Source organism: Acetobacterium wieringae (assembly GCF_023700225.1).
Classification (GTDB): Bacteria; Bacillota; Clostridia; order Eubacteriales; family Eubacteriaceae; genus Acetobacterium; species Acetobacterium wieringae.
The window spans coordinates 2,021,546-2,044,599 of sequence record NZ_CP097897.1; the positions used below are offsets into that span (position 1 = coordinate 2,021,546).

The window sequence follows — 23,054 nt, forward strand, 5'->3', positions numbered from 1 at the left end:
CCTTTCCATTAATTTTGCGTGCCTGACATACCAGCCACTGGTTTACAAACGTTGTGATCCCCTATGTTCGCTAATTATTGGGGCGAATCGAAGCGCAGGATCATATCATACCATTTTGAGCCACCATGCACCGATTGCGATTCGCCGGAATTTTCAAACCCGAATTTTTGATAATAATCAATCAGCGAAGCTTTGCAGGTGAGAATCACGCCTTTGCGACTGGCTGATCGTGATACTGCAATCAAATGCTCCATTAACCGGGCGGCGATTCCCTGATTACGATAACCGGGGATCACATCGAGACCAAAAACGGTCTGGTAAGCGCCGTCTGGAACATGTCGATCAGCGTCCTGAAATAATTCATCCCCAATTGTCGTTTCATTGATGACACCCCCATTGATAAACCCGACGATTTTGTCATCCATTTCGGCGATAAAAAAACTCTCCGGAAAGACCTTGATGCGTTGTGCAAATGCGCTCCTGGTTGCGGCCTCGGCTGCCGGAAAGCAGCTGGCTTCCACTGCGGTGACTGCTTTTAGATCTTCAATTGTCACGTTTCTGATTTTAGTGTCATTGTTTTATTGCTCCTTTTGCATGAATGATTGGGGACTTGCGAAACAGATCGTACTTTTGCAATTCGTTTGGAATGGCACTATTGTATCATTTAATGGTGTTGTGGGAAAGATCATATCTGCTTTCTGGCAAAAAAACAAACCCACCGGTTTGATACCTGTGAGTATGTCTAAATATGATCCGGATGAAATTTTTATTCTTGACGCTGGTTTTAAACATATTGACATAAAGATGATTGCCAGCTATACTGTGCTTATCGTGCATGCACAGTATTTGAATCTGGAGGTAATAGGAAAGTGAACATCATCATTAAAAATTCTGCTGAAGTGCCTATTTACGAGCAGATTATGAACCAAATCAAAGCTGAGATCCTGTCTGGCGAATTAAAGGAGGGCGATCTTCTGCCTTCTGTCAGAGGCCTGGCCAGGGATTTGAATGTCAGCGTGATTACGACCAGAAAAGCCTATGACTGCCTCGAAGCTGAAGGATTCACCATTAATATGATGGGTAAAGGCTCTTTTGTTGCGCCTCAAAACATGGAGCTGTTGCGTGAAACCCGCTTGATGGAAATTGAAAAAAGGTTGACCGATATCCTTGACTATGGTAAACCTGTCGGCATTTCAGGTGCGGATTTAAAAAATATTATCGACGTGTTAATCAGGGAGGAATAAACGTGAATGCAGTTTTAGAAATCAATAACCTTTGCAAAAACTATGCCGATTTCAGCTTGCAGAATATCAATATGTCGCTGGAAAAAGGAACACTGACCGGCTTTATCGGACCCAATGGCGCCGGAAAAACAACCACGATCAAAAGCATTCTGAACATGATCCAACCCGATCAGGGAAAAATCACCGTTTTGGGTTTGGATAGTGTCCACAACGATCTGGCAATCAAATCAAAGCTGGGGGTTGTGCTGGATGACGGTCATTTTTATGAAGACTTGACCTTACAGAAAATGACACGCCTGATTGCTCCGATGTATTCAACCTGGGACAATCAGGCCTATCATGCTTATCTGGATAAACTTGAATTGCCCGAGGATAAAAAGATCAAGCATTTGTCCCGGGGAATGCGGATGAAATACGCCCTGGTGCTGGCCCTTTCCCATGGGGCTGAGCTTTTTATTCTGGACGAGCCAACAGCTGGCCTCGATCCGCTGGTACGAAGTGAACTGATTGAAATCCTCAAAGACATTGTGTTGGCGGACAACAAAACGGTATTAATGGCGACGCATATCACCTCCGACCTTGATAAAATAGCGGATTATTTGTTTTTTATTGTTAACGGCCAAATTATCCTCCACGGGCCAAAGGACGAAATAAAAGATCAGCACGCCATAGTTAAAGGCGATCCTGCCCTGTTACTGCCCGATCACGCCGATCACTTTGTCGGCCTGAATAAATCCAGCTACGGCTTTGAGGGGCTAACCGATAATAAAGCCGCCCTCAAAAAAGTTCTGCCCAGCCAAACGGTCTATGAAGTTCCCTCAATTGAGGATATTTTAAACTACTATGCCAGGAGGCCATCATGCTAAAGTCAAACTTTCTTCATTTCACCAAAATGCAGATTTCGACATTCAGTCAAATTGTCTGGTTGCAGCTGCTCTGTATTGTGTTGTACCCAATGTATTTTAATCAGATTAACATAAACAATGATCGTGCCAATGTCATTGTTTTTGCAGTGGGACTTTTGATGCTATCCTATTTGCTTTTGCGGAATTTTGCTTTTAACGACGCCAAATATAAAACGAAGTTTCTATTTTGCCTCCTCCCGGTTACCCCGACAATCATTATCGGAGCCCGGGGCATCATCCTTTATCTCTTTTGTCTGGTTGCCACACCGCTGATCATTTTGTTTTCTCACATCAACCACGCCATCAAACCGGACATCTTTGCGATTGTGCAAACCGCTATTGTCCCTGATGGGTTATTGTTTGTTGCACTGTTTTTACCCCTCGATTTTCTGATTTTTTATCTGTTCGAGGCCCAAAAATCCGATATTATCGGGGTGTTAGCGCTATTCCCGGCGATGGGCCTGATGTTGCTTTTATATAACGTGCTGCAGAGCAGTCTTTGGATTGCCGTGTTGATCCTTGCCATTTTTGCCAATGTCATCAGTTTCCGGTTTTCCCGGATGCTTTATCAACGCAAAAGTTAATGTGTAATTCTAGCTACTTGCATCGGAATACTCGGAACGTATCATTAAAATTTCTTCCCAGTTGTCAAGAAACAAGGTGATTACCCGAGGATCAAACATCTTCCCGCATTGCTCCACCAGATAGTGTCTTACCTGATCCAACGGCCAGGCCTCCTTATAGCAGCGCTTGTGAGAAACGGCATCAAAAACATCGGCTACCGATACGATGCGACTGAACACATTGATCTGCTCCCCGGCTATTCCCTGGGGATAACCGGTGCCATCCCAGCGTTCATGATGGCTTAAGGCAATGATCCCAGCTATTTTTAAAATTTTGTGGCTTGATTTTTTCATAATATTATAGCCGATGGTCGTGTGGGTTTTAATACAATCGAACTCTTCCCGGGTCAAGGGGCCCGGTTTGTTGAGAATATGATCCGGTATCCCGATTTTGCCAATGTCATGCATCGGTGCTGCGATTTTTAACAGCATAGCGTCTTCCTGATTCAAGCCATACTTAAGCCCGATCAGATGTGAGTATTCCGCTACCCGCACCACATGCTTGGCAGCCTCCTGAGAACGGGTCTCGATGATCTCACCCAGAGTATAAATGACTTCTTTCTGGGTATCAATTATTTCTTCATTCACCTTCTGTAGATATTCCTGAGCCTGTTTCATCTCGGTAATGTCCTGAATAACACCGATGATCCCCGCCACTTCACCAGCCTGGTCAGTAAAGATAGATTTGTTAAAAATAACACTTTTATTTTTGCCAGTCGAGGACACGATTTGGAAATCATAAACCTGAGGTTTTTTAGTCTTCAACAGTTCGACATCGGCCTGATGATAAGCCTCTGCCAATTCCCGGGACGAAATATCAAACACCGTTTTACCGATATAATCCGATGGCGCCAAACCAATCGCCTCTTCGAAGGTTTTGTTGCCACCAAGATAGACCAGATCTTTATTCTTGTAAAAAATCGGTGAAGGTACCGCATCCATTAGAGCATTTTGAAAATTCATGACATTATACAGTTCAATCATGGTTTGATGGATCTTGATGTTGGTAAAACTCAATTGCGAGATGTAACTGGCCATCTTGGTATAAAACTTCATAGCGGTTTCCACCTGTCGATGACTAAAGCGTGGAACCCGCTCCAATGCCGCCATATAAGCTTCCTCATCAAATCCAAATTCTCTGGCTTGATTTTGAAAATAGTCGTAATCGATGGATTCATCAGTGTAAAAAAACTGACCCAGGTAAATATGCCCCATCCGCTGATTTCCCAGATAAATCGGGGTGGCAATGTCCCAAAGGTTATTTTTACACTTATAGCTCCGGTATTCACCCACTTCGATTCCTTTGGTTATTTCAAAATCACTTTCCAGGCAGTTTTTACAGGAAGCCGGATTAAGCCGATGAAAGTTGACACAGATATCCTGCCATCCTTCTTTGACAATGATATTGCCATTCATATCAATAATCCCCACCGGGATCCCGGTCAGTTCGTAAAAATAGTCCATGATATTCTGGAACAGGGTGGCGTCCATCACATCACCCAGACTCAATTCAACAGCGGTAGTCGGGAATTCCATCAGCAGCTTTTTGGGATCGCTGAAATAATTTTTTGTTTCTTCCGGAACACCTGCACTGATGTTTAGTAGCACCAACTCCTGAGAATCCACATAAATTCCCCGCACGTCGATATGAATCATGTGGTTAGCCTGATTGGTAAAATAAGTTTTGAAAGCAAAGTGATGGTCCTTTTTTATCTTTTCAAAATATGCCAAAAATTGGGTTAAGGTTAGGCCGAAATTCAGATCTAAAATATAAATGCCGTTTAGTTGCTCAAGCTTCTGCTCAAGAAATTCGGCACAGGCGGCGCTGGCACCCAGGACAATCCCCTGGGCATTGACCATCATGATCTTGTCATTGATTGTGTTTTGTTCCATCACATTCTCCTTTTGGCGGCATCCAATTCTGGCCGAGATCAACAGCGCTACCTCCGTTACTACAACGAAGGTAGCGCTGCACCACGGCTTCCCAGGTGTAGTTGTCAACACAAATTTTCCGGGCCCGGTTGCGGACTTCCTGTCGGGCACTGTTGCTGAGCCCCGCATAATAGTTAAGCAGATAATTTAGCGACCCTGCTAGGTCAAAAACCAGCTCACTATCAAGTGCTGGCGGCCTAAAAGCCCCATCGGCTTCGCCCTGGTCAAAAATGTCTCCAAAAATCTGGCGATAGATGCTGATCACTTCGGCAAAACCACTGTGGTTGGTCAGCACCGGGATGATCCCTGATGCCAGTGCTTCAACGGCCACCAACCCAAATGCCTCGGGAAAAATTGATGGAGCTACGGTAATTTTGCAACAGGCAATCAGGCTTTTTAAATGTTGATGATCAAGATAGCCGGTGAAAACAATCGCTTCCCGGATGGCTCCGGTGGCGGCTGCTAGATAAGCGCTGGCAAAATCCGGGTCATTCAATTTATTTAACAATGCTTCAAAATAAACGGAAGCATCGGCAGCAATGGTGGCATCGACACTGTCCGGTTTCCTGATTAGTGTGATAAAGGTGCCAGATCCCCCTGATCCAGAGCCTTTATCAGAGTTTCAAAATAATCCCGGGATGACCCAAAGCCTACCAGAATGATTCGCAGTCGGTGATTTTTCATCAGCATCAGCGGCGCTGCCGCAATCAGTAACTGTACCCCTTTTGTCCACAAATACTTGCCATAATATAAGATGATTTTTTCATCCGTAAAGTCAATCCGACCCAGCTTACGAACGACGTCTTCATCGGTCTGCAAGAGCGCCGTCGCAGCTGAGGGCTGTCCAGCGATCAAGGGGGGCGCTGCCAGCCTGGCCAGCAGACCATCGATCTCGGCCTGTTTCTCACTGCTATCATTTAAACTGATAAAATTCTTCAGATCCACCCCGCCCGGAATCACCAGCGATTTTGCGTAAAGACTTGGGTCATTGTCAAAAAACGCCAGAAACTCCAGTCTGGAATACTGACTGATAAAAACTACCCACTCGGCATTGGCCAGAGCTTCCCGGGCGTATTCCTTTAACAAGAGACTGTGGCGCACCGAAAAATTCAAACAGCTACCGTGAACGGTCATCACGTGGCGGCAGTGGCCCAGTCGACTCCGGGCTACATAAACCGGCTGCATAATGCTATGGTTGCTTAAGACCAGAGCGGTGCGCCCCGGGTCGACGACAGCATCCAGCGCTCAACGGTTATCTTCAATATAGGCTTCAATTTCTGCTGGGGTACAGTCAGAATAGGTTTTTACCACATAACCCGGGTAATTGTCATAAACATAGACTGGTAAAAAACCATTCAGATTGGGTCGATACAACTGACATTTCCCCGGATAGGGGGTCGCTTGTTGATAAACTATTGTAATATTGTGGTTGTGGCGATCAAAGTCCCAGGCGGTTTCGATAAAGTCAAACAACTGGGGCTTTTCTTCCTGACAGAACAACTTTACCTGATGCCCCAGCTTACACAATTCCCGACAGGTATTTGCGACAAAGAGGTTACTGCCGGTACCTCGTAAAAAGTATCCGTGTACCATTACAATCTCCATCTTTCTTCCCCCATTTGATCGTAAACTAGCCTCAGTTTTGATGCTGCGACAAGGCCAACCGGCTTGCTCGTTGTATACCCCATCCTGTTATTTTTTCTCAAAAATATTTTTAAAGCGATACCTCTGGGCAAATTTTTTTATCATTTCACAATTTTTTATAATTTTTGGTGACAGTGCTGATTATTTGTACTTTGATTGGTTATAAATATAACAAAATAAACAAATCACTTTCACCGTAACTTGTTAGGAGAATACCAATGAATAAATATGGAACCCTGAGAGAAAAAAAGGCAACAGCCTGATTGACTTTCCCGATAATTATGTCATCATTGACATCGAAACCACCGGATTCAGTCCCCACAACTGCGAAATCATCGAAATCGGCGCCGTCAAGGTACGGGACAATAAAATCGTTTCGGTTTTTCAGATGCTTTGTAAACCCCGCAACCCCATCAGTTCCTATATCACCAGCCTGACGGGAATCACCAATAACATGCTGGCCGATGCGGCCCCCATTGCAGAAGTGCTTTCCGCCTTTACTGCGTTTATCGGCGACCTTATTTTAATTGGCCATAAGGTCAATGCCGACGTCAATTTTTTGTATGATCACTGTAAGCTTTACATCAATCATGATCTGACCAATGATTTTATCGACATCCGGGAGTTGTTTAGGGAACGGCAGCGTTCGGTTCTCAATTCCCAACTGACCTCACTGTGTGAAAAATGCGCCATTCAGAACACAAATGCCCACCGGGCTCTATCCGACTGTCTAGTCAGCAATAATCTTTATCAGTCCCTGAAATATCATCAGGGTTCTCTGACCTGTGTGGATGAACTCAATACCCTGATCCTGGCCAGGGAGTTTAATCACAAACATTCCCCCTATAAAAAGAAATGCCAGCATCTGACCACCAGCAGGGATCAGTTTGCCCGGATTTCGCTGTGATTGCCAACTTTCTATTTTCCCCTCAATAAGGGCGACGGCTGCTTTGGCACCGCCGCCCTTTTTTAATCAGCACCACGGCATTTTCTGGATGTCTCGATCATGAAAGGAAGGAATTTATGAAATTTCGCAATCTTTCCATTAAATACTCAATGATGATCGTCCTGGTTGCGATCATTACACCCCTTTATTTTCTCTTTGTGATGATCAACTACAACAGCATCCGCAACGGCATTCTGAATAATACCCAGCTGGCCATCAACCAGACCCGGATCAACATCATTGATACCATTATCAGCACTGAAAAAAGCTACGAGCTGGTATCCACCTATTATGATGAGATGATGGCCGAGAGTCTCCAGCTGTTTAATGCCGAATATGAGACGCAAAAGGGCAATGTCTCGGCCATCGATCTGGACGCCATCAAAGCGCGTTACCATAATAATCTGGATCTGTATATTATTGATGAAAACGGAGTCATCATCCGGACTACCTTCCCCTCGGCCCTGGGCATTGATTTTAAAACGGTACCGGATTTTTTTAAGACTCTCACCGAACTGCGCCAGAGGCATGATCCGGAAATCTCCCATGTCACCACCGATTTAGTCACCGGGGAGCTGCGCAAGTGGGGGTATATCCCCACCGCCGACCATCGTTATGTGCTAGAGGTGGGCATTTCGCCCGGCTCGCTGTCACAATTTATTACCCAGCTCAACTACACCGATATGGAAAAAACTGTACAGGACAATAACCCCTTTATTGCTGACATCACGGTCTATGACAAAAACCACATCATGCTGGGTAGCGGTCAAACCGAAACCGACCCGGCCCGGATCGCCATGATTGATACCGTCATCAGTAATGGCACCGACCAGATCATCACGGGCGACCTGGGCCTGCTTGATCAGGAATACATTTATGTCAACACCTTCCCCGGCGGCATGAACGATTCCCAGAAGGTCATTGCCATCCGTTATCAGTATGACGATATTATCCGCCAGATCAATGGCACCCGGATGGCCACCCTGCTGGTCTTTCTGACTTACACCGTCTTTAGCCTGCTGCTGATCTATTTCCTGGTGACCCGCTCCATCACCGAGCCTTTGATCCGCCTGACCAACCGGATTAAAGGGGTCTCCGGCACCAACCTGGATTTTTTCATGCCGGTTTCCGGCAGCAACGAACTGGGCCAGCTGACCCAGTCCTTTAATGAGCTGTCGGCCAAGCTGCAGTCGACCCTGGTTACCAAAACCTACCTGGAAAACGTCATCGATTCGGTCGGTGATATTCTGATTATTATGGATAGTGATCTTAAAATCCTCCGGATCAATCAATATACTAGGCTGTTTCTGGGCAAGCACTGTGGCCAAATCGTCGGTAGCCCGATTGACACCATCTTTGACGGCAGTAGCAGCCTGCGTGATTTGCAGGCAAAGTTGATTTTAAACCCCCGCCTGGAAAACATCGAAGGCACCATGATTAAAGACAACCATCAGAAAACCACCGTAATCGCCTCGATTTCTGCCTACCGCAGCGAGGATGGGCAAATCCTCGGCTATATCTTAAACGCAAAAGACATCAGTAAAACCAAGCAGATCTTAAAAAAACTGGAAGAATCCAACCTGTTTTTGAAAAAGCAGGAGTCGATTCTGCTTACGCAATCCACCATCGATGCCCTCACCGGAGCCTGCAACCGGGGCTGTATCTTTAACATTCTGGAGGATATCCATGCCAATACCCCATTACTTTATTCGACCTTTTCGGTGATGATGATCGACCTTGATCATTTTAAATCCGTCAACGACCGCTTTGGCCATCAGGCTGGTGATACGGTACTGGTGGAAACTGTCCAGATCATCATGGATAACCTCCGCAAAAGCGATTTTCTGGGCCGCTATGGCGGCGAAGAGTTCCTAATTGTGATGCCGGACACCACCCTCAACGAGGGCTACCAGATTGCCCAGCGGATCCGGATCAAAATCAAAGATACCCGTTTCTACCACGATCGCATCGAGCTGACCATCAGCGGCGGAATTGCCGAGTGGGATCACAACAGTGTCAGCGAGCTGATCGAAACGGCCGACCGGCTCCTCTATCAGGCTAAAAAACAGGGCCGCAACACCATTTTGCGGACCGAAAAATCTTAATCAAATTAACTATATTCAAAACATTGAATTATCCCTTGCAATCGCTTGCGATCTGATTTATAATAAAATCAAATATCTCCGATAATGGCAAACCTGGTGAAAGTCAGGGACGCAAAGCCACGGGTCTAAGGCATTTTGCTACGACAGCCGGGTTGCCGAAGAGGGCGCAGGGTCTTTAACTGTATGCCTTTTTAGGCATACAGTTTTTTTAATGGAGATCAATTGAAAGGAGTCTTTTATGAAAAAAAGATTGTTTCTCGTTTTGGTCCTGGCACTGGCCCTTTCCACCCCAGCAACGGCTTTGGCTGCCCCAAAGAATTCAGACAAAAGCAATGGCAATGCGTCCCCTAAAAAGGATGTCGTCGTTGCTCCCGCTCCGGTTCCTGAACCGGTGGTGGTTCCGGTTGAAACTGGCACCCCTGACAGCAGCGAACCGACTGTGACTGATCCGGTCACTGAACCCGTTGAAGATGGGACCACTGAAGCAGTAACCTCCCCGGAAGTCAGCAAACCCGGTAAAAAACCGGCCAAACCGCAACAAGTCTTCAAACAGGAACTGAACGAAAAGAAAAAAGAACTGACCCAACAGAAAAGTCTTTTAGCTGAAGAAAAAGAAGCCCTCGAAGCCGAACTGGCCGATCTGCTGGCAGCTGGCGACACGGCCGGAGCCGAAGCCCTGCAAGCCGAGCTGGACAGTCTCCAAAGCGAACTGGCGGGACTCCAATCACAAATCAAAGCGATCATCAATCAGCGCTATATGGTGGTGAAAACCATGTATAGCGATGAAGAACTGGCCCAGTTTGAAAATGTTTCGGCTCTGATTGAAAAGATGATGGAAGATGCCAAAGCCCTGGATGCCGGCAGTGTTACCATTAACAATCAGCTGATTAAATTTGATGCGCCCGCTTACATCAAAGGCGGTGACATTATGGTTCCAGTTAAGGCCATCACTGAAAAATTGGAAGCCGAGGTAGTCTTTAATGAAGAAACCAAAACCCTGACCATCACCAAAGACACGGCCGTGATCGAAATCACCGCGGCTGGCATCACCGCCACTATCGATGGCACCCCGGTGGATATCACCGACCGGGTTCAGGTTACCTGCGGTCGTACCTTTATTCCCCTCGATCTGCTGGCAGAAATCCTGAATCTTGATGTCAGTTACGACAGCGACACCGGTATCGTCGATGTCGATGATCCGGCGACTGAAACGCCTGTCGATGACGGCAGCACCGATCCCGCCACCGAAACCCCAGTTGACGATTGCACCACCGATCCAGTCACCGAAACCCCAGTTGACGATGGCACCACCGATCCGGTCACCGAAACCCCAGTTGACGACGGCACCACCGATCCAGCCACCGAAACCCCGGTTGACGATGGCACCACCGATCCAGTCACCGAAACCCCGGTTGACGATGGCAGCACCGATCCGGCCGCTGAAATCCCGGTCATTGAACTGACTCCCGACCCCGTTGTCCCGGAATTGGAACCGGTTGTTTAATTCATTTAATCATCTATTCTGAATCAAGATATCTGGCAAAAGCAATTTTGCTGAGATAAATTTTCTTCTTCTTTTGCCAGCCTGAGCACTCAGTTCAGGTTGGCCTTTTTTTGTGTAATTTTTCGATCGTATTTGAATCCTTTTTGAGGGTAATAATATTCGCTACAATAAAAAACCATTTGATGGGAGCTTACCGTTTTTTTTTTAACTGCGCTATTTACACCAAATGATTTTTTTATTATTATTCACCACCAAGTCTTTAGATGATTGCGTTAACCCTGAAACACCTTGATAGCCCGGATCACATCGGCCTGCATGGCCGCCTGGCCAATCTCCGCAATCTCATCAAAGCGCAGCACCTGGCCGGGCTGCTGTTCAAACCAGGTTTTGACAGCCTGCCCCCCAGCCAGCGACATGTAGGTAAAATAATTGATTTTGGTGATCCCGGCAGCAATGGCCTGGCGGAAGTCGCTATCACTGACTCCCGAACCGCCGTGCATCACCAATGGGACATCCACCTGCTGATGAATGGCGGCGATCCGCTCAAAATCGAGACAGGGTTCGGCCTCGTAAAGACCGTGGGCGGTACCAAAGGCAATCGCCAGGGCATCCACTCCGGTAGCCTCTACAAAGTCGCTGGCCTGCTCGGGATCGGTGTAGCATGCTGCCGGAGTCAGCTCTTTTTCTTCGGGATCAGCAGCCCCGCCACCTTCCGGCCGCAATACCCGGCCCAACTCAGCTTCCACCGAAACGCCGAGATAATGGGCCACCCGGACAATTTCCCGGGTGTTGCTCAAATTTTCTGCATAGGGCAGTCTTGACCCGTCATACATCACCGAGGTGAAACCCATTTTCATGGCATGAAGCAGATAGCCCAGGTCTTCACCGTGATCGAGATGGACACAGACATCCACCCGGGCCTGGTCGGCCAGCCGGATCATCACCGGGCCGATGACTTCCAGGGGAATCAGGCTTTCATGGATCTGGGCATGCATGATGATCACTGGCTGGTTTGCGGCTTCGGCCGCTGCGATCACCGCCCGGACGCTTTCCAGATTAGGGGTGTTAAAAGCTCCCACCCCTGTTCCGTCAGCCTGAGCCTGCTTTAAAATCGTCGTCAGATTAACACGCATGATTCTCCTCCTTAATACTCCGGCAGGCCACCACATCCACCCCGGTACCGCAGATGTTTGAGATGACCACATCCCCCATCTGACAAGGCCCGATGAGTCTGGCTTTGCGGATGACATTCATGGCCATCGCCAGATCTTTTTTAGGAATCGGGTCAGCCGTTTTGACTGGCAGTAGATAAACCTTGTCTCCATATTCCACCAGTATCGTAGTGGTTAAAGTTCTTTCCGGGTTTGTTAACTCTTTTTCGGCAAATTTTTTGCCCCGTTTACAGCCTTGTCCCTCTACCCTGTCGATTACCCCATCTGTTAGAGAAACCGTGATCACACATTCCTGAGGACAGGTGGTACAGCAAACTTTGATCGCTGTTTTATCGGATTCTTTAATCATTTTTTCTTGCTGTTTCATGTTTTTCTGTCTCATTTTTTTACCTCTCGAACTGATACGGTGATGGGTTCGTCGGACTCGTTTAGACGGTTGAGTTCTTCCGGATGCAAGGCTACTGCCTCCATCACACTGGGTTTATAGGCCTGGACTTTACCCTGGTAAAAGATTTCTGTACCGGTGTGAATCACGACTGCAGCCTGATCCAGAGGTGTTCGGACCCGGAATAAAATCCGGATTGGCTTTTGTGGCGGAATGGTCAGCTTGGCCGGTACGGTATAGCCGACATTTTCGCCGGGACTGATTGTGATCGTTGCTTTATTTTCGGCCGGCCTGTTTTCGCTGACCGCCGCCTTTTGCTCTAACGCATAGACTGCGGCAGCGGTTCCGGCCTGTTCAGCTTCCAGGGTCACATTGTCGACCAGATCGTGAACGTGGAGAACATTGCCACAGGCAAAGATTCCCGGTTGGTCGGTGGCCAGCTCTTCATCAACCAGCGGACCGTTGGTCCGGGGATTGAGGCTGACTCCGGAATTTTGCGACAGCTCATTCTCGGGAATCAGACCAATCGACAGCAACAGGGTATCACAGGCAATCACTTCCCGGGTCTCGTCAATCACCGCAAAGTTCTCATCAACCTTAGCCACCTCGACTGCTTCCAGATGCGGGTAGCCGATGATATTTGTTACCGTGGTTGACAGATGCAGGGGGATATCAAAATCGTCGAGGCAATTTTTGATGTTCCGGTATAGCCCGTTGGCATAGGGCATCAACTCGTAAACCCCCAGCACCTGCATCCCTTCCAGGGTCAGCCGTCGGGCCATGATCAGGCCGATGTCGCCGGAACCGAGAATAACAATGCGTTCGCCTGGTTTGCGGTTTTCAATGTTGACATAACGCTGGGCCAGCCCGGCGGTCAGCACTCCGGCCGGTCGGGAGCCGGGAATCTTAATCGCCCCCCGGGTTCGTTCGCGACAGCCCATTGCCAGCACAATCGCCCCGGCTGCCAGAACCAGCATGCCGTCTTGATTGACTGCGGTGATCCGGTGGTCTGGTGCTAAATCGATAACCATGGTGTTCAGATAAACATCAATATCGCTATCCTTCACCCGGTTAATAAACAGATCGGCGTATTCCGGGCCGGTTAACTCCTGCTTGAAATAACTGAGGCCAAAACCGCTGTGAATACACTGATTGAGAATCCCCCCCAACTCGTCGTTGCGTTCGATAATCGCCACGGTGGCGCCCTTTTCGTTGGCTTTCAGAGCTGCCGCCATGCCGGCCGGGCCGCCGCCGATGACGACCACGTCGTAGTCTAACTGTTTCATTTCGCACCTCCCTTGACTGCCCCGCAAAGCAGTTGCGAGCCGGCATCTTCAAGACAGATGGCATCCGCCGACAGGCCCAGCTCCCGGGCCAGAATCGCAATCACCTTATACTGGCAGAAACCACCCTGACAACGGCCCATCCCCGCCCGGGTCCGGCGCTTAATCGCATCCAGGGTGTGGGCCGGAATCGCCCCATGGATGGCAGCGATGATTTCACCCTCGGTTACCGTTTCACAGCGGCAAACAATCCGACCATAGGCGGGATGCTCATTAATTAGCGCATCCTGTTCAGCAAGCGACAGCTCCGTAAAAACCGTCAGTTTCTCCCGATAGGGATTATAATCCGCTTTAGGCACCATTTCCAACCCGGCATTATCCAGCAGATCCCGAACTAGCTCGGCAATCGCCGGGGCCGAGGCCACCCCCGGAGACTGAATTCCAGCCGCATGGATAAAACCTTTAACCGTCGGGGATTCGGCAATGTAAAAATCATTGTTGTTGTCCAGCACCACCGGCCGCAACCCGGCAAAGGTGCGGATGATCTTAGCGGCGTCGAGTTCTGGCAAAATCTTGTGAACCCCGTCAATCAGAGCCTGAATCCCCGGCGCATAATTGTTGACGGCTTCCTTGTCATCCAACATCGTGGCCGTGGAACCAACGATGGTGTTACCATGCACCGTAGGTATGCAGGCAATCCCCTTGGTGTCCGGCCCGGGACAGGGAAACATCACCGTTTTGGGCTTATTAACCATGTCCTTATCCAACACCAGCAAATCGCCATGGCGGGGTTTCATCTGGTATTCAGCGATCCCGGCCAGCCTGGCCACATCATCGGCATGATTACCGGCGGCGTTGACGATATAAGTACAGGTAAATTGCTGATCGGGGGTGTTCAGCAGAAAATTGCCGTCCGTTCTTTTTTTAATGGCGGTAACTGGCTGACTGGTCAGAATCTCGACGCCGTTGGCTTTGGCATTTTCAGCAAAAGCAATGGCCACCTCAAACGGATCAACCACAGTAGCCGTCGGGGCGTAGAGCGCATGTCTGGCAGTGGTGGCCAGCTGGGGCTCACGGTTGCGCATCTGCACGGCATCAATAATCGCCAGATCTTTAACCCCGTTTTTGATGCCGAAATCCAGTTTGTGTTTTAGCACCGCCTCATCGGCATCACTAAAGCCGATCACAAAGATTCCCGGATTGATGATGCCAAAGTTCAGGTCCCGGGCCAGCTGCGGATAGCGGTTGGCGCCCCGGACATTGATCTTCGCTTTCAGACTCCCTGGGGTGGGATCATAACCCGGGTGAACCACCCCGCCATTTCCTTTGGTGGCCCCGATCCCGATATCGGTGCCCCGCTCCAGCAGCGCTGCCGTCAATTGATATTTTGAACACTCATGGGCAATGGCGGTACCGGTAATACCGCCGCCAATGATGATGATGTCATAATGATTCATGTGATTTCCTTTCGTTAGTGGTGTGAGTATTTTGTGCCGTTGTTTATTTTGGTTCGTAGCGGCGGGTTGTACCCAACCGCATTCATTTGGTTGGTGATCAACGTTTCGGGCGAATACTATTCGCCCCTACAAGATAATGCGTAACGCAGCTGGTGAGTTTTTTACGTCACTGCAAATTCTGGTTCGTAGGGGCGAACCGTGTTCGCCCATCCGCAGATAATGGCTACCGCATCAACATTCCGCCAGTGGCGTCGATGGTAGTACCAGTGAGGTAAGACGCCGGTTCGGAGGCCATAAAGACGACGATATTGGCGATATCTTCCGGCTGGGCGACCCGCCCGATGGGAATCCGACTTTCGTAATAGCCGGGGTTAGCGGCAATCTTATCCCGGATCATGTCGGTATACACCACCCCCAGGGCGATGCCGTTAACAGTAATCCCATAGGACGATAGTTCCCGGGCCATCGAAATGGTCAGGGCCACCATCCCGGCTTTGCTGGCAGCGTAATGAGCATGGCCGGTGGTGGAACCGTTAAAGGCCGCCTGGGAATTAATGTTGATGATCCGCCCGGGCCGCTGCCTGGCCAGATTGATTTTAGCAAAATACTGAGAGGTCAGAAAGGGTGCTGTCAGATTGACATCCATGGTCTCTTCCCAATCCGATAAGGGAATATCCTTAATCCAGCCGGTCAGCCAGATCCCGGCGTTGTTGATCAGAATATCCAGATCCCCCAACAGTGCTTCGGCCTCCTTCATCATCACCTGGACATCATCGGCATTATTCATATTTGCCCCCAAAGGATAGGCTTTTACCCCCATCGATTTGGCTTCTTCCACCACTTCCAATAATTCTTTCGACGATTTCCGGGCTGTGACTACCACATTAACCCCTTCCGCCGCCAAGCCCAGAGCAATCGCCCGGCCCACCCCCCGGGAACCCCCGGTAATGATCGCATTTTTTCCGTTAAGTTTCAAATCCATTTTAATCTCCAATCTTCACTCAGCCATCCAAATCAGTAACTTGCTTTGATGTTATTTGAATAATTCTTAAAACAAAGCAACGAACCGTACCGACAATTGTTACATCATGTTGTTTGCATCGGGGCGAACATGGCGATAGCCTGTCCGATCCCGCAGCAAACAACAGATTAACAATTGGTCGGTACTTGTTTTCGTCGTTGTCTCTTTTAGCATCATCCTGACATCAAAGCTCAGCGGAACTGATCTTAATACTCGTCCCAGATCCCATCCAGGGCCTTGATGACCTTCAGGTAGCGGTTGTACTTCTTTTCGTACATCGCCCGTTTATCCGGGTTGGGCACCGCCGTAAAGGCAATTTCCACCATCACGTCCGAAGCCGCCTTGAAGCTTTCGTAGGCACCAGTGGCGACTCCGGCACAGATGGCCGCACCCAGGGCCCCCAACTCGGTACATTCGGTGACTTCGATGGGCACCTGCAGAATATCGGCAAACATCTGCACCCACACCCGGGATTTGGCCACCCCGCCAGCAATCCGGATGCTTTTGGGAGCCTTCCGATATTTCAATAACTTTTCAATATGATACTTATGGCTGAAGACAATCCCTTCATAAACGGCTCGCAGCATATTGTCCCGGTTGTGGTAGCTGGACAGCCCAACAAAACAGGCCTTGGCGTTAATGTTGACATTGCTGGCATAGAGAAAGGGCAGGAAAACCACACCGCAATCTTCATCAGCGACACAGTTGACACAATTGTTGGAATACTCATAGACATCCTGCTCTTTTAAGTCAATGTCCCGGAGAATTTCAGTTAAAAACCATTCCAGATTGCTGGCCGAGGTCGGGCTGCCTTCGAGGATCATCCAATAGCCCGGAATCGGATAAATGGAGGTCATAAAGAGATCCTTGTCGACCACCGGCTGCTTGCTGATATATTCGTTAATGCTCCAGGTGCCGGCCACCACGCACAGCTTATCTTCATCAGTGATCCCCACGGCCATCGCTGAGGCATGAATATCCATGCAGCCCCCGGCCACTGGCGTGCCTTCAGCCAGACCAGTCAGTGCGGCTACTTCTTTGGTGATGGTGCCGCAGACTTCGCCGGAATATCGCAGTGGCGGCAATTTATCATAAATGCTTTCCAGCCCCATATCACGAAGCAGCTCCCGATCGTATTTAACGTCTCTAACATTCATCAGGCTGGAACCGGACATATCGGCAATTTCCCCATAGGCTTCGCCGGTTAAGCGGAAACGGATGTAGTCCTTGCACATAAAGATCCAGCGGGTTTCCTCAAGCACTTCGGGCTGATGATCAATAAACCAGCGCAATAGCGTGGTCGGCTGTCCGGCAAAGACGCTCTGCATCGTTTTCGGTAAGATCTTGTCGTGGGTGCCGTCGTTTTGCCATTTGATCACGTATTCACGACCCCGGACATCGGTGGAGATCATCCCGTTGGTCGTCTGGCTACCATCCGCCCGAACCAGATAGAGGCCATTGCCATGACCGGTGGCCGCAAGGCCGATGATCTCACTGCCGTCAATGCCAGCTTTGGCAATCACCCCTTTGATGGCAGTGACATTGGCCTGCCACATTTCTTCGACATTGCGCTCAGTAAAGCCCGGTTGCGGCTGGTACATCACCGTTTTAGAACTGGAAATGGCTACCTCATTGCCTTTTAAATCATAAAGCGCAGCCTTAATCATCGTGCCGCCATTGTCCAGACCCAATAAATATTTACCCATTTTGTTACCTCCAATGTATTTTTTGAATTTTAAACGAGTTAGTGTTCGACGCTTCGAGCGATTGACAATGACCAAAAAATCAGACCCTTGCCCGAACATTATGATGCCCGCCGCTTTTGTTGATACTTTACAGCGTAGTCGATCATCGGTTCGTAGGGATCATTGACCGCCGACATCCCCCTGCTTACGAAAAAAAGTCCTGCTTAATAAATGCGACATATCATCACATTTATTAAGCAGGACTCACACAATTACCATCCGGCACATGCTATTCTGTTTTATTATAAATTCATCGCCAACCTACCACAGTGACTTGTCGCTAACCGTCAAACCTTTAAAGCCGCAGCCTTTGATCTTGTCCATCATCTTCCGGTCACGGATAAAACCACCGGCCAATAAGGGAATTTTGGCCACCGTCATCAGTTTTTGATAACAATCCAGGGCCATCACTGCCGGTAGCAGCTCAGCGCCGTCAACCCGGGAACAATCTATGATTTTAAGGGCTGTCTCAAACGAGCGTGAATCATGCAGAAAAAATCGTTGAAAGGTTACCAGACCGCATTGTTTGGCCATCCCCAGCTTGCCACTGTCGGTTGACATCACCCCATCGACATGATAATAGTTTTTTAATAGCTTCATGCCAACCTGGTCTTTGCCAAAACCACCCAGTAATTCCAGATTAACCAGGGCTTTTTTATCCTTAGCGTGAACCAGCTTGACCAGCTCCTGGAGATTGGCAATATGGGCTTCGGTCAGTAAAATAACCTGGGCCTCGCTGTTTAGGGCAATTTCCAGATCACCCAAGCGACGAATCGAAGGGATCACCTGAAATTCTGAAAAATCAATCCAACTCATTTGCTCTCCTCATTGTCTAGATCATAGCACAAGGGGAATAAAACCGTCAACTTTTTTTTAAGCGGCGACCCTGATTGAGTGGCATAATTTCCTGGCGCTACTTATCGCTTAAAAACTCCCGGACAATCGTTTTGTAAATAAGCGGCTGTTCAATATGATGGAGATGGGCCGCACCGGGAATCACCGCCATCGCCCCCTGGGGAAAGGCCATTTGAAAATCCTTCACCATTTTGACCCCGGCTTCATCGTTGTCGCCACAGGTCAAGAGCACCGGCACCGGGATTTCGTGTAGCCGGGGCATCAGGTCAAACTGTTTGAGTTTACCGTTAACCGTGAATTCGCTGGGGCCCCACATCGGTAGATAAACATCCATATTCAGTTTACCAAATGATGCCATCACGCTATCCGGCCAGGGCTCCAGGCGACAGAGGTATTTTTGGTAATAAACGCCAGTGGCCATCTCATAGTCGGCACCAAACTGCTGATTTTTTTCGGCGGCAACGATGATCTTTTGGATCGCTTCGGGCAGGTTGGAAATGTTTTCGATGGCACATTCCTCCCACAGCGGGGTGCTCAGATAGGGCGCCGAAAGAATCAGCGCAGTAACAAACTGCAGCTTTTTATCCAGCATATAGGCAACACTGAGCCCACACCCCCAGGACAACCCCAATAAAATCACCTCGCTGAGCTGCAATCCCTGAATCACCGCATCGAGCTCGGAGACGAAGTACTCCAGGCAATAATCATCGGGCTGATCAGCTTTGTCCGAGTTTCCGCAGCCCAATTGGTCATAAAAATAGACCGGCCGCTCGTCACTGAAGTCAGCCAGCACGTCCGGGATACTTAAAAATCCCGGCCCCCCATGAACCACCAGTAGCGGCGTCTGCTGTAACGACTCGCCATAAGCGGAATACCAGATTTTCTTGCCCTGATAATTGATATAATCTTCTCTCATCATAATTCTCCTCAATTTTATTTTGTGTTTATCCTGGAAAAAGGTCTTGCGTTTGATAGCTGTTTTAGGCTTTTACTTACGCATTACCCGTTTTTTTATCATACTAACAATTTGAGCTATCAATCCCATCGCTTAATGGCGTATTTTTGGTCATTTTCATTCTACGCCTTTACAATCCCGTGAAAGGATTATATATTATAGCCATATCAATTTTATAATTAATAGAGGTGTAAACATGAGCCATTCATACGATGATAATGATTATCGTAGACATGATCACCATCATGGTGTCGTCGGAAGTATTTTAGATTTCATTGAAGATGAAGATGCCTTGAAAGCGGGCCTGAATCAGTCACAGACTGCTGTTCATCAGGACACCATGGTTTGCAGTCACTGCAAAATGGTGATTCCTTCGCACTCCAAATTTTGCCCGGAATGCGGGTTCAAACAAACTGAAGCCCTGCACTGCAGCAACTGTGGTACGATCCTGGCCGCCGACTCGAAATTCTGCTTAAACTGCGGTCAGAAAGTCAGTCCCTAAATGCGATTTCCGCAAGCTGCAATTGTCTGACCGCACTGATCTAAGCCTTAACAGCAAACAGACCTGAAAAGCCACTCCGTATTTTCAGGTCTTGTTTTGGTTCTGAAAATAGATAAGGGATTTTGTCATCATGTGTTCAAGTCCGCAGGGTCGCCACGATCCGATCCTTGTTCAACAGCAAATCAAGCGCATCCAATGGGCTATTTACAGCGATATCCGCTGCTAGCAGGGACTTCACACAACAGCCTTCTTCTCCCATCACCACAATCGCCAGTTGACTGACCGCAAACATTTCCCGATCATTGTTGCCATTGCCGATGGCAACATTGGTCGCACCGCCAAGCGCCTCAACAAAGGCCTTTTTCTTTTGGGCAATATTGTCCCAGGTAAAAATCTCAATCGTCACCGGCAGATCACCGCATTGCTCACGTACCAACCCAAAGGTATCGGCAGTGAGAATATGCACCTCTACCAATTCCGCCAAAGCCACCAACCGTTCTTTGAGCCCCGCCACCAGATAGCCATCGACCGCCAGGGTGCCATTATAATCAAAGGTCACATGTTCGACCACCATGGTCTCATGACCAGGAATTTCCAGATTAATCATTTTTCACCTCGTTGTTTTCGTTATCTACATTTAAAACAATCACCGTCACCGCTTTCTTTTGGCAGTCTTTTTTGAGTCGGTTACACATAACCTGATAAGCTGCGGGGTTGAGTCCCCGGGGTGGGGGATTGACGATGATCAGTTTAGGGCCGCCGGATCCGGGCCATGCCATACTCCAGCCGGATGTATTCGGCTTCGCTGAGATCGATGATCCGGGTTTTCAGTTTATCATCAAGCCCCATCATTTTAGCCACCATACTGAGATTTACCCGGTTTTCCCGGAGCTGGAGCAATAGCCTCATCAGCACCGTGCTGACCCGGGTTCTGGCCTGCCGCAGCTGAGGGTGCTCAAAGATAACGGCATACTCCTGCCGCCGTAATCGCTTTAACTGCTCCGGTTTGTCGCAGGTAAAGGTGATCCGGTTAAAAATCAACCGTTCGTTGGGTTCCAACGACAGACCTGATATCTTTTTTAGGAAAGCATTCTTGTCAGTCTGGGAGCCAAAGGTTTTTTCCTTAAAACCGTTTTTTTCGACCGCAAAGATCCGCTGGCCACCTTTACGGATCTGCAGCAACGAAAAATCCCGGTAACTGTCCAGCGACTGTCCAGATTTTTTAAACAAATCCAGCATCGCCAGGGTCATCTCATTGACCAGCGCAAAATCTTCCAGTGAAAAGACCCCGTCCAGCTTGTTTACCAATTCCAGGGCGCCAAATACATCAGCTTCATCAATCCCCAGCGGCACCGCAATCTCGGAGGTGATGGTCAGGCCCAAGACCCGGTTCAAACTAGCAACTGGCAGCCGATAATGTCGGGAATCTCTGATATACAGTGGCAATCCCTCAAAAACGGATTGGGCGGCAATCCCCTGGCCTGGCCGCAGTTTCAGCTGATAGAGATCCTCCGCCCCGGGACTCTTAATAATCAGCGGATAAATAAAAGGGCCCCGGTCATCTTCATCCTTTAACCAGATTATCGCCACCCGGGCTTCGGTGACCAGCAGGATCTCGTCCAGGGTGGTGCTGAACAGCCGCGGCAGCGAGGTGATTTCGGAAAGTTTTTCCTGAAAGCGGGCCATGCATTCGTCATGAGTCAGTCGCTTTTCGGCGGCATAGTCATGAAACAGCCGGGATTTCAGCTGGCTGGCGGTTTCCCGGATAACCCGGGCCCCTTCGAGATTTCCAAATTCGTCAAATTTCACCTCAGCAAAGCCGTGAATATCAATAAAACGCCGGGATGCATAGCGATTAAGGGGGGCCGTCCGGCTGATATAAGAAACATAACTGGCCTTGCGGGTGGGATCATTCTGATGAACAATGTACTCAAAACGGTCCGTCTTCAGAGCTTCCTTCTGAGTATCATTCATGGTATACCAGCAGTAGGGCTGGGCGTTAACACAGTAGGCCCGGGTGTTTTGGTCAAGGCGGTTGATATAAACATAGGTCGCCAGATTGCCGCCTTTGGAATGTCCCAAGATATTGCGTTCACCGAGGATTCCGGCCATGTAATGGTCGTAAAAGTTCATGGCCTGATGATGGTGTGAAGTAACCACACCCAGCGAGGCAATCAGGCATCCGCCCCAGTCCAACACAATGCTACTGGGATACATCTGCTCGCAGCCACTGAAAACTACAGCCCCATTATTGTCCTGGTCAGCCAGGGCGAGGCCCACAAAGCTGGTTTTATTTTTGTCAGTCGTGTTGCCAAAGCGGCCATAATTATCATTGACATAACCCGTTATCACAACGTCATCAAGATTCTCACTGGATGCAAAGATTCGTTTAAAATGAGCCTGCCGGCGTTTTTTATATTGATAGCCATTTGCTGAACAGCTGATAAAGCCAGGATACACCGAGTAACCACAGTATTCCACCAGGTCGATATACTCGTCCAGCTTCATCGGGGCTTCATGGCTAATCCGGTTTTTGTGCTCCGGCGGTAAATGAAAATAAACCAGTTCCAGTAACAGATATTTTTCCACATCCAGCAGGTTGCTCATTTTTAGGCTCATGATATTCCTCTTTTCATTGCTTATTGTCAAATGATATCATAATCAGTTTCGGAATAAAAGACGTGATTGCCTCGTCTCAACATAAATTAATTTAATTTTTTTTAATATATGTTGCATTTGCAACTGACAAAAGAGCTGATATGTAGTATCATTACGT

The 23,054-nt window shown here is 48.5% G+C and carries 23 protein-coding genes and 1 riboswitch; of the genes, 7 read left to right on the forward strand and 16 right to left on the reverse strand.

Going from position 1 to position 23,054, the window contains the following annotated elements:
• Positions 1-74: 74 nt before the first annotated feature.
• Complete coding sequence (locus CHL1_RS09860; protein WP_250932645.1) at positions 75-554, reverse strand: GNAT family N-acetyltransferase; 480 nt, start codon at positions 552-554, stop codon at positions 75-77.
• A gap of 315 nt (positions 555-869) precedes the next feature.
• Between CHL1_RS09860 and CHL1_RS09865 the strand changes: the two genes are divergently transcribed.
• The 3 genes from CHL1_RS09865 to CHL1_RS09875 are packed head-to-tail and all read left to right on the forward strand — an operon-like array spanning position 870 to position 2,733.
• Positions 870-1,244, forward strand: a complete 375-nt coding sequence (locus tag CHL1_RS09865) for a GntR family transcriptional regulator (protein ID WP_228883578.1) — start codon at positions 870-872, stop codon at positions 1,242-1,244.
• 2 nt (positions 1,245-1,246) lie between these two features.
• Positions 1,247-2,110 (forward strand): ABC transporter ATP-binding protein, encoded by an 864-nt coding sequence (locus tag CHL1_RS09870; protein WP_250932647.1) that lies wholly within the window; start codon positions 1,247-1,249, stop codon positions 2,108-2,110.
• Entirely contained in the window at positions 2,104-2,733 is a 630-nt protein-coding gene (locus tag CHL1_RS09875; RefSeq protein ID WP_250932649.1) for an ABC-2 transporter permease, read from the forward strand. The genes CHL1_RS09870 and CHL1_RS09875 overlap by 7 nt, the downstream gene beginning before the upstream one ends.
• A 9-nt stretch (positions 2,734-2,742) precedes the next feature.
• On the opposite strand, the gene CHL1_RS09880 is transcribed toward CHL1_RS09875, so the two are convergent.
• The 4 genes from CHL1_RS09880 to CHL1_RS09895 form a co-directional block, all read right to left on the reverse strand.
• Complete coding sequence (locus tag CHL1_RS09880; protein WP_250932651.1) at positions 2,743-4,665, reverse strand: PocR ligand-binding domain-containing protein; 1,923 nt, start codon at positions 4,663-4,665, stop codon at positions 2,743-2,745.
• The gene (locus tag CHL1_RS09885; RefSeq protein WP_250932653.1) at positions 4,643-5,212 is read right to left on the reverse strand and encodes a glycosyltransferase; all 570 of its coding nucleotides are present in this window, start codon (positions 5,210-5,212) and stop codon (positions 4,643-4,645) included. The genes CHL1_RS09880 and CHL1_RS09885 overlap by 23 nt, the downstream gene beginning before the upstream one ends.
• A 62-nt stretch (positions 5,213-5,274) precedes the next feature.
• A complete protein-coding gene (locus tag CHL1_RS09890; protein ID WP_250932655.1) occupies positions 5,275-5,889 on the reverse strand; it encodes a glycosyltransferase family 1 protein in 615 nt (204 codons plus the stop codon).
• Between the two features lie 60 nt (positions 5,890-5,949).
• Complete coding sequence (locus CHL1_RS09895) at positions 5,950-6,309, reverse strand: NADPH-dependent FMN reductase family protein (protein WP_070369820.1); 360 nt, start codon at positions 6,307-6,309, stop codon at positions 5,950-5,952.
• 325 nt (positions 6,310-6,634) lie between these two features.
• Between CHL1_RS09895 and CHL1_RS09900 the strand changes: the two genes are divergently transcribed.
• The 3 genes from CHL1_RS09900 (at position 6,635) to CHL1_RS09910 (ending at position 10,903) form a co-directional block, all read left to right on the forward strand.
• Positions 6,635-7,255 carry a 3'-5' exonuclease gene (locus CHL1_RS09900; RefSeq protein ID WP_276520497.1) on the forward strand — a complete coding sequence of 207 codons (621 nt, stop codon included), beginning with the start codon at positions 6,635-6,637 and terminating at the stop codon, positions 7,253-7,255.
• 116 nt (positions 7,256-7,371) lie between these two features.
• Complete coding sequence (locus CHL1_RS09905) at positions 7,372-9,399, forward strand: sensor domain-containing diguanylate cyclase (protein WP_250932657.1); 2,028 nt, start codon at positions 7,372-7,374, stop codon at positions 9,397-9,399.
• Positions 9,400-9,475: 76 nt separating this feature from the next.
• A riboswitch (cyclic di-GMP riboswitch) is annotated at positions 9,476-9,559 on the forward strand.
• A 78-nt stretch (positions 9,560-9,637) separates the two neighbouring features.
• On the forward strand, positions 9,638-10,903 hold the full coding sequence (locus tag CHL1_RS09910; RefSeq protein WP_250932659.1) for a stalk domain-containing protein: 1,266 nt from the start codon (positions 9,638-9,640) through the stop codon (positions 10,901-10,903).
• A 272-nt stretch (positions 10,904-11,175) separates the two neighbouring features.
• On the opposite strand, the gene CHL1_RS09915 is transcribed toward CHL1_RS09910, so the two are convergent.
• The 8 genes from CHL1_RS09915 to CHL1_RS09950 all read right to left on the reverse strand — a co-directional run bounded on the left by CHL1_RS09915 (position 11,176) and on the right by CHL1_RS09950 (position 19,740).
• Complete coding sequence (locus CHL1_RS09915; RefSeq protein ID WP_250932661.1) at positions 11,176-12,036, reverse strand: class II fructose-bisphosphate aldolase; 861 nt, start codon at positions 12,034-12,036, stop codon at positions 11,176-11,178.
• Positions 12,026-12,457 (reverse strand): DUF1667 domain-containing protein, encoded by a 432-nt coding sequence (locus tag CHL1_RS09920; RefSeq protein ID WP_250932663.1) that lies wholly within the window; start codon positions 12,455-12,457, stop codon positions 12,026-12,028. The genes CHL1_RS09915 and CHL1_RS09920 overlap by 11 nt, the downstream gene beginning before the upstream one ends.
• The gene (locus tag CHL1_RS09925; protein WP_250932665.1) at positions 12,454-13,746 is read right to left on the reverse strand and encodes an NAD(P)/FAD-dependent oxidoreductase; all 1,293 of its coding nucleotides are present in this window, start codon (positions 13,744-13,746) and stop codon (positions 12,454-12,456) included. The genes CHL1_RS09920 and CHL1_RS09925 overlap by 4 nt, the downstream gene beginning before the upstream one ends.
• Positions 13,743-15,200, reverse strand: a complete 1,458-nt coding sequence (locus CHL1_RS09930; RefSeq protein WP_148636500.1) for an NAD(P)/FAD-dependent oxidoreductase — start codon at positions 15,198-15,200, stop codon at positions 13,743-13,745. The genes CHL1_RS09925 and CHL1_RS09930 overlap by 4 nt, the downstream gene beginning before the upstream one ends.
• 223 nt (positions 15,201-15,423) lie before the next feature.
• Positions 15,424-16,182: an SDR family NAD(P)-dependent oxidoreductase gene (locus CHL1_RS09935; protein WP_250932667.1), complete on the reverse strand. Its 759-nt coding sequence runs from the start codon at positions 16,180-16,182 to the stop codon at positions 15,424-15,426.
• A gap of 245 nt (positions 16,183-16,427) precedes the next feature.
• Positions 16,428-17,927: an FGGY-family carbohydrate kinase gene (locus tag CHL1_RS09940; RefSeq protein ID WP_250932669.1), complete on the reverse strand. Its 1,500-nt coding sequence runs from the start codon at positions 17,925-17,927 to the stop codon at positions 16,428-16,430.
• Between the two features lie 300 nt (positions 17,928-18,227).
• On the reverse strand, positions 18,228-18,782 hold the full coding sequence (locus CHL1_RS09945) for a glycerol-3-phosphate responsive antiterminator (protein ID WP_070369812.1): 555 nt from the start codon (positions 18,780-18,782) through the stop codon (positions 18,228-18,230).
• A 97-nt stretch (positions 18,783-18,879) separates the two neighbouring features.
• The gene (locus CHL1_RS09950) at positions 18,880-19,740 is read right to left on the reverse strand and encodes a proline iminopeptidase-family hydrolase (protein ID WP_250932672.1); all 861 of its coding nucleotides are present in this window, start codon (positions 19,738-19,740) and stop codon (positions 18,880-18,882) included.
• 232 nt (positions 19,741-19,972) lie between these two features.
• Between CHL1_RS09950 and CHL1_RS09955 the strand changes: the two genes are divergently transcribed.
• Positions 19,973-20,278 carry a zinc ribbon domain-containing protein gene (locus CHL1_RS09955; RefSeq protein WP_148636497.1) on the forward strand — a complete coding sequence of 102 codons (306 nt, stop codon included), beginning with the start codon at positions 19,973-19,975 and terminating at the stop codon, positions 20,276-20,278.
• 136 nt (positions 20,279-20,414) lie between these two features.
• Here the strand turns inward: CHL1_RS09955 and CHL1_RS09960 are convergent, their stop codons facing one another.
• Genes CHL1_RS09960 through CHL1_RS09970 form a run of 3 tightly spaced genes read right to left on the reverse strand, consistent with a single transcriptional unit; the run spans position 20,415 to position 22,897 of the window.
• Positions 20,415-20,885, reverse strand: coding sequence for an HAD family hydrolase (locus tag CHL1_RS09960; protein WP_250932674.1), 471 nt, complete (start codon positions 20,883-20,885; stop codon positions 20,415-20,417).
• Complete coding sequence (locus tag CHL1_RS09965) at positions 20,878-21,057, reverse strand: hypothetical protein (RefSeq protein WP_250932676.1); 180 nt, start codon at positions 21,055-21,057, stop codon at positions 20,878-20,880. The genes CHL1_RS09960 and CHL1_RS09965 overlap by 8 nt, the downstream gene beginning before the upstream one ends.
• Positions 21,029-22,897: a GAF domain-containing protein gene (locus CHL1_RS09970; RefSeq protein WP_250932678.1), complete on the reverse strand. Its 1,869-nt coding sequence runs from the start codon at positions 22,895-22,897 to the stop codon at positions 21,029-21,031. Before CHL1_RS09970 ends, CHL1_RS09965 begins: the two co-directional genes overlap by 29 nt.
• Positions 22,898-23,054: the final 157 nt, after the last annotated feature.